At 41.8% G+C, this 12,170-nt stretch carries 8 protein-coding genes and 2 tRNA genes; 6 read left to right on the plus strand and 4 right to left on the minus strand.

Translation table 11 applies throughout. The features are described from left to right. Window positions 1–5: 5 nt before the first annotated feature. From OCU78_RS05555 to nspC, 5 genes are all read left to right on the plus strand, one after another. Window positions 6–92: transfer RNA gene (locus OCU78_RS05555), tRNA-Leu, on the plus strand. A 34-nt stretch (window positions 93–126) separates the two neighbouring features. Further along, window positions 127–202: transfer RNA gene (locus tag OCU78_RS05560), tRNA-Gly, on the plus strand. A gap of 715 nt (window positions 203–917) precedes the next feature. Then, complete coding sequence (locus OCU78_RS05565; protein WP_137372558.1) at window positions 918–3,833, plus strand: pyridoxal phosphate-dependent class III aminotransferase; 2,916 nt, start codon at window positions 918–920, stop codon at window positions 3,831–3,833. 8 nt (window positions 3,834–3,841) lie between these two features. Further along, on the plus strand, window positions 3,842–5,092 hold the full coding sequence (locus OCU78_RS05570; protein ID WP_137372559.1) for a carboxynorspermidine synthase: 1,251 nt from the start codon (window positions 3,842–3,844) through the stop codon (window positions 5,090–5,092). Window positions 5,093–5,311: 219 nt separating this feature from the next. Beyond that, on the plus strand, window positions 5,312–6,442 hold the full coding sequence (nspC, locus tag OCU78_RS05575; RefSeq protein WP_137372560.1) for a carboxynorspermidine decarboxylase: 1,131 nt from the start codon (window positions 5,312–5,314) through the stop codon (window positions 6,440–6,442). A gap of 126 nt (window positions 6,443–6,568) precedes the next feature. Here the strand turns inward: nspC and OCU78_RS05580 are convergent, their stop codons facing one another. The 4 genes from OCU78_RS05580 to OCU78_RS05595 form a co-directional block, all read right to left on the minus strand. Beyond that, window positions 6,569–7,102, minus strand: coding sequence for an Lcl C-terminal domain-containing protein (locus OCU78_RS05580; RefSeq protein ID WP_137372561.1), 534 nt, complete (start codon window positions 7,100–7,102; stop codon window positions 6,569–6,571). After that, window positions 7,102–8,739, minus strand: a complete 1,638-nt coding sequence (locus tag OCU78_RS05585; protein ID WP_137372562.1) for an Lcl C-terminal domain-containing protein — start codon at window positions 8,737–8,739, stop codon at window positions 7,102–7,104. The genes OCU78_RS05580 and OCU78_RS05585 overlap by 1 nt, the downstream gene beginning before the upstream one ends. Window positions 8,740–8,972: 233 nt before the next feature. Then, window positions 8,973–9,485 (minus strand): glycine cleavage system protein R, encoded by a 513-nt coding sequence (locus OCU78_RS05590; RefSeq protein WP_137372563.1) that lies wholly within the window; start codon window positions 9,483–9,485, stop codon window positions 8,973–8,975. Between the two features lie 270 nt (window positions 9,486–9,755). After that, the gene (locus OCU78_RS05595; RefSeq protein WP_137372564.1) at window positions 9,756–10,667 is read right to left on the minus strand and encodes a DUF3943 domain-containing protein; all 912 of its coding nucleotides are present in this window, start codon (window positions 10,665–10,667) and stop codon (window positions 9,756–9,758) included. Between the two features lie 215 nt (window positions 10,668–10,882). Between OCU78_RS05595 and OCU78_RS05600 the strand changes: the two genes are divergently transcribed. Then, window positions 10,883–12,121: a CinA family nicotinamide mononucleotide deamidase-related protein gene (locus OCU78_RS05600; protein WP_137372565.1), complete on the plus strand. Its 1,239-nt coding sequence runs from the start codon at window positions 10,883–10,885 to the stop codon at window positions 12,119–12,121. Window positions 12,122–12,170: the final 49 nt, after the last annotated feature.

The following is a 12,170-nucleotide window of genomic DNA, read 5'->3' on the forward strand; positions in this document are numbered from 1 at the left end:
TGCGTGCCCTGGTGGTGGAATTGGTAGACACAAGGGATTTAAAATCCCTCGGCGTTCGCGCTGTGCCGGTTCAAGTCCGGCCCGGGGCACCATCTATTAAAGTCTAAACTTGATAAGTTTAGCAATGCGATACTAGCTCAGTTGGTAGAGCGCAACCTTGCCAAGGTTGAGGTCATCGGTTCGAACCCGATGTATCGCTCCAAACATTAAACCTCGTCAGAAATGACGAGGTTTTTTTGTATTCGTGGTATCCATTTTTAATATTCCCATTTCTATGTTTTTGCTTCGTAAACTCAATAGCTCTGAGGAGCCTAGTGAATAACGACGGCGCCCTTGAGGTTTTACTACATATTGTGTCCATTGAATTTACTAATGCATGCCTGCTGGATGGATAGCTTGACTGAATGTGACATTGAAGTTCACTCCGACCCTCTATTTTTGTTTAAATAACCACCAAAAAACTTGTATTTATAAACCTGTTATTAAAAAGTATTGATCGTTCATTTCAATTTATGATATTTTCCTGCGCAATCTCGGGTAAGTTAATCACTTTCTGGGGGATACGCGTAATGACCATTCAAGCTGATTGTGACATTACGTAGGGTAGGTATCAGCTAAGCCTTTAGTTGATAGACGGGATACTTATGGTGCAGTGTCACCATGTTAATGGGAAACCCAACATTGAATTCACTAAAAACAACATTGCTAATCAGCTTTACACTTCCAGCACAGGCAGCGCTGCATAACTGCCCGATCCTTCAAAACAGTAGTATTACTGAACCTTGAAACTTCGCTAAAAATTTATCCACCACCCGGTGACTAATTTTTCGTATTAGCTCTTAGCTAATGCGCGCGTTTTGCTATTCTTCATTCTCTTGTTGTTGAGAATGGAGCGATAATTTTTCCAAGGTAAATCTATGACAACTGCCTTTGAAGTCGATAGTAATACTATCGCAAACTCTTTTTCTACTATGGTTCCAATTGTTGAAGGAACCTATGATTTAACGCCTGATGCCATTTTATTAGAGCAAGAGCGTAACGAATCTGATGTACGTTCATACCCAAGGCGCCTTCCGATCGCGATTAAGCGAGCATGTGGGGTGTTGGTGGAAGATACGCGTGGTCAGATCTTTCTCGATTGTCTTGCAGGTGCCGGTACGCTTTCATTGGGGTATAACCACCCAGAAATTAACCAAGCATTGAAAGACCAATTGGATTCAGGTCTTCCATATCAAACACTCGATATTACGACACAAGCTAAAGAAAACTTTATCCAAAAGGTAAAGGCGTTTCTTTCTAGCGACTTCTCAGAGAACTCAGTACTTCAGTTTTGTGGTCCCTCAGGTGCCGACGCTGTAGAAGCCGCAATTAAACTGGCCAAGCAGACAACTGGTCGTAATACGATGTTTGCTTTTCGTGGTGCTTACCACGGCATGACCAACGGTACTATGGGCATGATGGGCAATTTAGGTACTAAAGAGCGCCGTAGCGGATTGATGTCCGATGTGCACTTTATGCCTTTCCCATATAATTTACGATGCCCATTTGGTTTAGGTGGTGAAGCCGGAGCTAAAGCTAGCATCCGTTATATTGAACGCATGCTGAATGACGATGAGTCGGGCATCATGAAGCCTGCAGCGATGATTGTTGAACCAGTGCAAGGTGAGGGCGGAGTAATTCCAGCTCCAACGTCATGGTTACAAGGTCTACGCCGTATCTGTGATGAACACGGTATTTTATTGATTTTCGACGAAATTCAATGTGGTGTTGGTAAAACAGGTTACCGATTTGCATTTGAAGAGTCGGGGATTAATCCTGATATTTTATGCTTGTCCAAAGCCATTGGTGGTGGTCTTCCAATGTCATTGCTTGTGTTCGATAAAAGCATTGATACGTGGAAAGCGGGTGAACACACAGGCACATTCCGTGGCAACCAACTGGCAATGGTATCTGGTGCTAAGGCGTTAGAGATCATTGAAAGAGACAATCTGGTAGAACACGCGAATATAGCAGGTCAGTATTTGCGTCATGGATTGGAAAAAATCCAATCTCGTGTGGACTGTATTGCTGAAGTTCGTGGTAAAGGCTTAATGCTTGGTGTTGAGATTCAGCAAGTAAATGGTGAGTTGAATAAGTTTGGTGAGCCGAAATCAGACGGTGAACTTACATTAGCTATTCAGCGAGCGGCATTAGAACGCGGTTTAATGGTTGAAAAAGGTGGGCGTGATGGCTCTGTGATCCGTTTCTTACCGCCAATGATTATCTCGTTTGAACAAATAGATTTTGCATTGCGAGTAATGGAAGAAGCCATTCTTGCTGTCGGTGGTGTTTTGCAAAAAAGCACCGAATCAGGAAGTGAATGGAAGAAACATTTCATTCAGACTGGTGTAAATGGCAGCGATGAATTTGCACAGGTAATGAACCACACAACTCAAGCAATGAAGTCAGTGTTTGAACAAGTCGATGCTCCTTACTCAGGGCTTGATCCAAAAGTGCTTGAAGCGGCAATCAATTCTGTTGATCTTGATAACAATCAAAGTTCATTAGTTGATGTCGTGAGGAATACTGCAGATCTTATCGCTAATAATTCTATTTTCGTACAGCACCCTGACTGTATTGCCCATTTGCATACCCCTCCTTTGATGGCTTCTGTGGCTGCTGAATCTATTATTGCAGCACTAAACCAATCTATGGACTCTTGGGATCAAGCTTCTTCAGCGACGTATGTTGAACAACGTGTGGTCGATTGGATGTGTGAAAAGTACGAATTAGGTGATCAATCTGACGGCGTATTCACCAGTGGAGGTACTCAAAGCAACTTAATGGGTTTGTTACTTGCTCGGGATTGGATTGCGGACAAAGTGAGTAGTCACTCAATTCAGAAGCATGGGTTGCCTGAATATGCGAATAAATTACGTATCCTATGCTCTAAAAAGTCTCACTTCACTGTGCAAAAATCCGCATCTTTGTTAGGATTGGGCGAAAATTCAGTATGCTGTGTTGACGCTAATCCAAATGGCACGATTAAAGCTGATTTGCTAGAAGCAGAAGTTCGTCTATTAAAAGAGCAAGGACTAATACCTTTTGCTGTAGTGGGTACTGCTGGTACAACCGATCATGGTGCTATTGATGACCTTGACGTGATTGCAGATATTGCAAACCAGCAAGACCTCTGGTTCCATGTGGATAGTGCGTACGGTGGTGCGCTTATCTTAAGCAGTCACAAAGGTCGTCTAAAAGGCATCGAAAAAGCAGATTCAGTGAGTGTCGACTTTCATAAACTGTTTTTCCAAACCATCAGCTGTGGTGCTGTTCTGCTGAAAGATAAAGCTAACTTTAAGTACCTACTGCATCACGCAGATTATTTGAATCGTGAACACGATGAGTTGCCGAATCTTGTCGATAAGTCTATTGCAACGACCAAACGTTTTGATGCACTGAAAGTCTTCATGACGATGCAGAATGTAGGACCAAAGCAGTTAGGTGAGATGTATGATCACCTTCTTGAGCAAACACTGCAGGTCGCCGACCTTCTTCAGAAACATGATGATTTTGAACTGCTTGCTGAGCCGTCTCTTTCTACTGTGCTATTCCGGTTTGTACCAAGCAATGGGCAATCAGAAAGCAACGCTATTGATTTGGATAAACTGAATCAAACGCTAAGAATGGAGGCGTTGACTCGTGGCGTTTCAGTACTTGGCGAAACGGTCGTTGATGGTAAAAGTGCGCTGAAATTCACTATCTTGAATCCGTGCTTAACGACATCAGATTTCAAATCTCTAATTAACAAAATTCAAACTCTAGCCATTGAGCTAGCTGAACAACAAGGGTAATTAATATTATGGCTATTCTACAAATTGGTGCAGGCGGCGTTGGTTGGGTTGTTGCACATAAAGCAGCACAAAATAACGAAGTTCTGGGTGATATTACAATCGCTTCTCGCACAATCGAGAAGTGTGAAAAAATCATTGAATCAATCAAAGGTAAAAACAACCTTAAAGATTCTACTAAGAAACTAGAAGCACGTTCAGTAGATGCTGACGATGTTGATGCACTTGTTGCTTTGATTAAAGAAGTTCAGCCAGATCTTGTGATTAACGCTGGTCCTCCTTGGGTAAACATAGCGATCATGGAAGCATGTTACCAATCAAAAGTATCTTACCTAGATACATCGGTAGCAGTTGATCTATGTTCTGAAGGTCAACAAGTGCCACAAGCTTATGATTGGCAGTGGGGCTACCGTGAGAAGTTCGCTGAAGCGGGCATCACAGGTATTCTTGGTGCTGGTTTCGATCCTGGTGTGGTATCAATCTTCGCAGCCTATGCGGTTAAGCACTTGTTCGATGAGATTGATTCGATTGATGTGATGGATGTAAATGCTGGCGACCACGGCAAGAAGTTTGCGACAAACTTTGACCCAGAAACCAACATGCTTGAGATCCAAGGCGACTCTTTCTACTGGGAAAATGAAGAGTGGAAACAAGTGCCTTGTCACTCTCGTATGCTTGAGTTTGAATTCCCAAACTGTGGCTCACACAAAGTATACTCAATGGCTCATGATGAAGTGCGTTCAATGAAAGAGTTCATCCCAGCTAAGCGTATCGAATTCTGGATGGGTTTTGGTGATGCATACCTGAACTACTTCAACTGCATGCGTGATATCGGTCTTCTAAGCCCTGATCCACTAACGCTGCACGACGGAACTGTGGTTCAGCCTCTACATGTTCTTAAAGCACTGCTACCAGATCCAACATCTCTAGCTCCGGGTTACACTGGTTTAACGTGTATCGGTACTTGGGTTCAAGGTAAGAAAGATGGTAAAGAGCGCAGTGTGTTCATCTATAATAACGCAGACCACGAAGTGGCGTATGAAGATGTAGAGCACCAAGCGATCTCTTACACAACAGGCGTGCCAGCGATTACGGCTGCACTTCAGTTCTTCCGAGGCGAATGGGCTGATAAAGGCGTATTCAACATGGAGCAGCTAAACCCAGACCCGTTCCTAGCAACCATGCCTGAGATTGGTTTGGATTGGCACGTTCAAGAGCTTGAGCCTGCACAAGGTCTACCTGTTATCAATACGTTGAAGTAATCTTCTTGTTCTTTGTCTTCATCACGTAGTTCAAAGTGTTCATTTACGCAGGTAAATGAACATGATGTTCTAGTGACAAAGTTAAAGCCTGTGGATTAAATACAAAGCCTGTGGATTAAATACAAAGCCATATGATTGGTAGCAAAGCACAATTCTGAGCCGATGCATTAGCGTCGGCTTTGTTCGATTTTAGAGTGTTGAACTCAAGGTATAGATAAGATGCAAAACGAACTAAAAACCCCGTATTTCATGATCAACGAAGATAAGTTGATTGCGAACTTAGAGAAAGCTAAGCAGCTTAAAGAGATTTCAGGTGTGAAGCTTGTATTGGCACTTAAGTGCTTCTCTACTTGGGGTGTGTTTGACATAATTAAACCTTACTTAGACGGGACAACCAGCTCTGGTCCTTACGAAGTGAAGCTTGGTCACGAAACCTTCGGTGGTGAAACGCACGCTTACAGTGTGGGCTACAGCGAAGATGATGTGAGAGAAGTCGCCGATATTTGCGATAAGATGATCTTCAACTCACAAAGCCAGCTTGCAGCGTACCGACATATTGTTGAAGGTAAAGCTTCTCTGGGTTTACGTTTGAACCCGGGCGTGAGCTACGCAGGACAAGACTTAGCAAATCCAGCTCGTCAATATTCACGACTAGGTGTCCAAGCTGATCACATCAAGCCTGAGATCTTCAATGAGATCAATGGTGTAATGTTTCACATGAACTGTGAAAACAAAGATGTCGATGCATTTATCTGCCTGCTTGATTCCATTTCGGAACAGTTTGGTGAGCATCTGAATAAGTTGGATTGGGTGAGCATGGGCGGTGGAGTATTCTTTACATGGCCAGGCTACGATATTGAAAAACTTGGTCTTGCACTCAAAGATTTTTCTGAAAAACACGGTGTTCAGATGTATCTAGAACCGGGTGAAGCAATCATCACAAAAACAACAGACTTAGTTGTGACCGTAGTTGATATTGTTGAGAACGTTAAGAAAACAGCGATTGTAGATTCAGCGACAGAAGCGCACCGTCTGGATACGCTGATTTATAATGAACCTGCATCAGTATTAGAAGCCTCTGAAGATGGTGAACACGATTATGTGATTGGTTCATGCTCATGTTTAGCTGGCGATCAATTCTGTGAAGCGAGTTTTGCCCAGCCTCTACAAATTGGTCAGAGACTGCACCTGCTTGATAGTGCAGGCTACACCATGGTGAAATTGAATTGGTTTAATGGTTTGAAAATGCCATCTATCTACTGCGAACGTAGTAATGGTGAGATTCAAAAATTGAATGAATTTGGTTATGACGATTTTAAACGTTCTTTATCTCAGTGGAAGGTGAGCTAAGTTAGCTGTTTTCGTTTCCGCCAGTCTAAATAAGTCAGTCACAAATAAAAAGAGCAGCGATTAAAGCTGCTCTTTTTGATTTATATATTAACTGCTACATATCCAGCATAGTTTTGACTCAATCGATTAGTTCAGTTCTTTCACTAAGCGGATAAGTGTCATCCCACTTGAGTTTGTTGTCACTTCTTGAGCTTCAGTAAAATCAATGATTAACCCGTCATGATTGCTATTTATGCCGTTATTATCAGGAGTGTTTGTCCAATAAGGCGCATTAATTGTAGTAGGAAAAAAACTTAAATTGATAGCAGGTTGCGTACAACGATAATCAACAATTGAACCCAGCTCTTTTATGTTTGGCAGTCTAAAACCAGTTTGAGAACCGATGGTTGTTAGTGTTGTATCAGTAGTAGCCACTAACGCGTCTTGAAAAGTGCTGTAGCTCGTAGGAACGCCACTGCATAGATTAGTTTCGGCAGTGTAGGTTTCACCAAGGCTACATTTTGCCCATAGGAGATTAGTGTCAATATCTAAAATTGTGCCATCTTGACGGTCGATGAACTGACCATCATCTTGTGAAGCTGGTTGATTTACAACACAGGTTTGAGCATAGCTTGAGCCTGAAACAGCAAGTGCTGCAATAACGTAATATTTAAGTTTCATTATTCTACTACTCCACTAACTGCAATCACACCTTGATAAGTTCCTTTATTACAAAGCTTCATTTGCCCTGTTTGAGTACTCATACACCAAGCACTGCTAGTGGCTCCAACAGAAGTTGATTGTGTGTAAATCGTATCAACAGAGCTTATATTCTTGATATATGGGAAGTAATCAACAGTCGCTGGGTCAATAGTGCCCACGTTATAGTTAATAAATGAACGAGCTTCCGCCGGGGAAGGCAAACGCCAGTTATTGACACCACATGCACCAAAGCTATTTAGGTTGGCTAAGTAACCTTCTGCATCACAGCGTCTATTGCCACCAGAGTTAGTAGAATAAGCACACGCAGAAGAGATTGGACCGTCAGCGAGAAGCTCATCATTTTTATGACCCGCAGAGCCGCCGTTCGTTGTGGAAACTGAATCATACCAAGTATACAGGTATGCCGAACTGCGCCAGTAAGCTGACTCTGTCGAATAAGGGTATGGGTTTGCATCAGGATCTTCAGCGTAATCTTCCAGCCATTGATCGATTACACCTTGGCTTGGTAAGTCGATTGGTTGTTGCTTGGCTTCTATATACATCCCAGTCCGTTCATCGCGAACACAAGCCCAATCTGACGCGCTATTCGGAAGAATGTTGCCGCTATAATCTAATTTAGTGAACTTGAAGCCATGTTGCCCGTCGGTATGTTCAGCCCCATCTACAGGATCTAAACCGTATTCAGCATCTTGATTTGGGTAAGCTGTTTGTGAAACTTGAGCGTTGAAGTTAGCACCGTCAAAGTAGTTTACATAACCTGTATCATTGATTTGGTTATCACCAGGTATGTAAAAAGATAATGTGTCATTACTCGTATCGATGACAGCATTTCCACTTGCGTTCATGGTGTAGATAACAGTTTCACCACCTTCACTCAGGCCGTCTTGCTTAGCAGTAATACTGATTGGAGAAGATAACTCTTCAGCATTAATTTGTATCGTCAGGCTGGTTAAATTGCTCGTGTAGTCATCATCTGTTGCGATTCCACTTTGCACTAAAGTGACCGTGATATCTTTGTACGAATAATGGCTCAGCTCAATGTTGGATTGTGCTGTATCACCTTCTAAAACAACTTTATTGCTATGGCTAAAGCTGACTGTTGGCTCTGCATCTGCGTCGGTGATAGTGACCGTTGATATGGCATTGCTTAACTCATAGCTATCTGAACTGTCTGCGCTAATTGTATATTGTAATGTTTTGTTGGTTTCGTGCAGGTTGTTATGAAGGATGTTTAAAGGTAAAGAAGCGGATGTCGAACCAGCGGGGATCGTAATAACTTGTGAGCTAATGGAATCGTAATTCTTGAATGTTCCCTCAGAACGAGCGGTCACATCAGTGGTTGATAGTGTGAGGCTGAGTTCTGAACTAAGTGCTTCTGACAGAGTAACCGTAATGGATTCAGTGCTTGAACCAGAGGTCGGCTCTAAAAATGAGATAGTGTTTGGAATTGAAACTTGAACTGGGGTGGTTGGATCTGGATCTGTAGGAGTTCCACCACTACTTCCTTCATGACCACTTTTACACCCAGCAATGGCGAGAACCAGTAATGCTGCTGAGGTTTTATTAAGTTGCCAGTGACTTTTTTGTTTGTGCATGAAGCAGACCTAAATTATTTAGCTATACGAAAGCTAAATATTAACAAAAATAGACAAGTAGAAACATAGCATGTTGCATATTTAAATTAGATATTACAGCGGTTTGCTGAAGATCTTATGAATTAAAAGAATTGAGAAGTGAGTGAAGAAAAGCTAGAGGCGGTATTAAATGAAAATGTCTCTAGCTATATATATGGTAAATTGCGTTTCTGCGCGGTAGTACTTTGTAGATATTAACTTTCTAGAATGACACGTGTATCTTCACTTAATGTTTCTAGTTCATTTGCAACATCTGAAATTTGAACTTCCACAGGCAGTTTAAGTGCTATCTTAGCGGTAAATAAGCTAGAACTCACACCTCCCCCGCCAGCAATAAAGACTCTTTGACAATCCATATCAAGGATATTGATCCCTTGATTATCCAGTACGTGTGTTATTTCATTTACGATACCAGCGCGATCATTAGAATCGAGACGGAGTTGGAAGATAGTGTCTTGGTTATGAACAGAATGATCAGAATCGATAAATTGTACAGTGAGATCATTGTGGCTGCTAAAAGCGTCTTTAACCGTTGATTCATTGGCGGTAGGCAATTGAATTTTAATTACACCAGCGACTTGGTCTTCAATGAAATTAACTTTACTAATTAGCCACTTACCATCATTCTCATGTGTAATTGCGGCGAGTTGCTTAATTGTGGCTGGAGAAGCTTTTCCTATAAAGTTTGCGATAAACGTACTGTTCATAATTGCCCCCAAACATACTGTAATGATATGAGTATTAATAACCGTAATTAAACGGTTGAATAACTACGATAAAATCCCTTTTCATTCAGTGTAGGATGTTAGCCTGAACAATGTTTGACCTGGGTCAATTTTTGAATCTAACAAGTCGATAGAAGTTAGATAATGAAGCTTGGGGCACAAAAAAGCGGCAATGAAGCCGCCTTAGTCAATTTTCTTGTATGTTTTAGTTTTAAAAGCCAATGTCTTAAGTAAGCTAAAGAGTTATGAGCCTTAAAAACTTACTTTAAAATTCATACCAACAAATTGAGAATCGTAAGTTGCACCTGCATCATAAGCAAACTGAGCTGCATCACGGTTATTCCACCATGGGTCAGCATTGAAACTCATTTCTGCTTCACCGCCCCAGGCATCATTTACCCAGTAATGAATATGACCTACAGGGTTCAAAAAGAAGAGTGACACATCACCCATAGATTGCGAACCCATTACTTCACCACCAGAAGCGACAATATCTTGTTCAGCTTCTAGCATTAGTTCACCTACAACAGCTCCAAAAAACGGTGTGATGAAAATATCTTGCCATGATGGCACTTCAGCAAAGGCTTCTACACCATATTCCCAGAAAAAAGTCGACATTGTGAATGAGTACATGAACGATTCAAACTCGTTGTAGCCAGCATGTCTTGCTGCGGTATAGTAAACACCGCCGAAATATGGGTGCATAACGTAGTTAAGAAAGTGTTCGTCTCTATCCCAGGTTGGACCTGACGATACGTTGTCTTTCCACTTCGACCCGAGTTTACTTAAGTCTCGCTGATCATCATCCCATTTAGTTATACTTTCAGGAAGAAAAGTCATCAAACCAACAGTCGCAACACTTAGACCTAAAATGGTGTAAGTTTGCCCCATAAGGTAATCCCAATCTTTTCCATCACTAACGGTTAGGTATAGAGGTTGTTTTCCAGCTGATAGGTCATATTGGTCACTGCTTTCACTCAAGGCATAGTTTTTGCTTGTCTTGTAAGTGTACATGTTATCGTTAAAGCAGTACTCTTGGGAGCATTCAGTACGGTACGAAAGATCAACTTGCTGGTTGAAGTCATATTGACCGGCAACAGAGTTTGCTGACATAAGTATGGTAAATGCAGCTGCTACCTTCTTAAGTACTGGTGATTTGGGCACAAGGCTCTCCGTAAGAATTTAATAATGGATCAGGTTCACAATTATCTATTAAATAAGGTTTTATGGGAACTAGAAATTGATTGATTTCAGAAACTATATTTAACAAATAGTTGTCTTACTGTATGAAAATGCAGACCTATATTTTCTCTTATATTTTCTTGAGAACGGGCTTTTCATATAAGCCGAAGACTAAATCAGGCAGCAAAGGATTAATTATGATTAAAATTGCAATGTTAAGTACTGGTGAAGAAGTGCTTCATGGAGACATTGTAGATACAAATGCAGCTTGGATGTCAGCTGAGTTTTATCAACACGGTTTTTCTCTTGCGAAACGCTCAACGGTTGGCGACCAAATGAATGCGTTGGTTGAAGAACTGTTGATGCTCAGTTTCAACAATGATGTGGTGATCGTCAATGGTGGGTTAGGTCCGACAACTGACGATATGAGTGCGGCAGCGGCAGCGGCAGCGACAGATGAGAAACTCGTACTTTTCCCGGATTGGTTGTCTCGCCTAGAAAGTATGTACGCTGAACGGGGCATGCAAATGCCAGACAGCAATTTAAAGCAAGCCATGCTCCCTGCTAGCTCTGAGGTCGTGGACAATCCTATTGGTACGGCTTGTGGTTTTAAATTGAAAATTAATGATGCTACTTTTTATTTTACTCCGGGCGTCCCAAGTGAATTTAAGCGGATGGTAACTACTCAAATCATTCCTGACTTATCTCGTAGTTATCCTCAAGTTCAAGCTTCTGAGTGCAGTAAGCTCTACACGTTTGGTCTATCTGAATCTGGAATTTCAGATGTTCTTGATCAACTGAAACTACCTGAAGGATATGAGCTAGGTTATCGATCCTACTTGCCTTTCATTGAAGTGAAATTATTCGGTCCCAAATCTGATTTAGAAACGCGAGTTAAGCTACTGCAGATGGTGTATAAACTGCTTGAAGCTAATGTAGTGAGTGTTGATGAACCTATGCTTGAGCATCTAGGGCATTTGATGGTCGATAAGCATAAAACGCTCTCGGTGTCTGAACAGGCAACAAAAGGGGCATTATGTTCTTGGCTTCAGTCGGATGAAAATATTGAAAGTTGCTTTGGTCATTCTTGGATAATGGCTGATTCTAAAGGTTCAGATATTGATTATACCGATCCACTGGCGGCAACTTTTGCATTAGCGGGCGCAACCCGTGAAAAATGTTCAACTGAATTAGCATTAGTAACCGGTAAGTTAGAAGGCAAACGTTTTTCTGTTGCGCTATCCAGTGAAGCGGGTGAGTGGGGGCAGATTCTTGAATTTCATAGAGAATACAGCCGACAAGATGCGCGAAAAGTGATTGTGACAGTCGCAGCCGACATGCTTAGAAGGCATATTGAAAGTAAGCCTATATTTGGGTCTTACAGTTCGCTGAATCGAATTAAAGAAATGTTTATACCGGCGGTTGTGCTCAACTAGCCATGTTTGAATATCATTGTTAATAAGAACCTAGACTAAACGACACAAA

The organism is Vibrio gallaecicus, from assembly GCF_024347495.1.
GTDB lineage: Bacteria > Pseudomonadota > Gammaproteobacteria > Enterobacterales > Vibrionaceae > Vibrio > Vibrio gallaecicus.

What these genes read in the sequence shown, in the direction of transcription:
- OCU78_RS05565 (WP_137372558.1), top strand. Translation starts at nt 918, where the DNA reads ATGACAACTGCCTTTGAAGTCGATAGTAATACTATCGCAAACTCTTTT.
- nspC (WP_137372560.1), top strand. Translation starts at nt 5,312, where the DNA reads ATGCAAAACGAACTAAAAACCCCGTATTTCATGATCAACGAAGATAAG.
- OCU78_RS05580 (WP_137372561.1), bottom strand. Translation starts at nt 7,102, where the DNA reads ATGAAACTTAAATATTACGTTATTGCAGCACTTGCTGTTTCAGGCTCA.
- OCU78_RS05570 (WP_137372559.1), top strand. Translation starts at nt 3,842, where the DNA reads ATGGCTATTCTACAAATTGGTGCAGGCGGCGTTGGTTGGGTTGTTGCA.
- OCU78_RS05590 (WP_137372563.1), bottom strand. Translation starts at nt 9,485, where the DNA reads ATGAACAGTACGTTTATCGCAAACTTTATAGGAAAAGCTTCTCCAGCC.
- OCU78_RS05600 (WP_137372565.1), top strand. Translation starts at nt 10,883, where the DNA reads ATGATTAAAATTGCAATGTTAAGTACTGGTGAAGAAGTGCTTCATGGA.
- OCU78_RS05585 (WP_137372562.1), bottom strand. Translation starts at nt 8,739, where the DNA reads ATGCACAAACAAAAAAGTCACTGGCAACTTAATAAAACCTCAGCAGCA.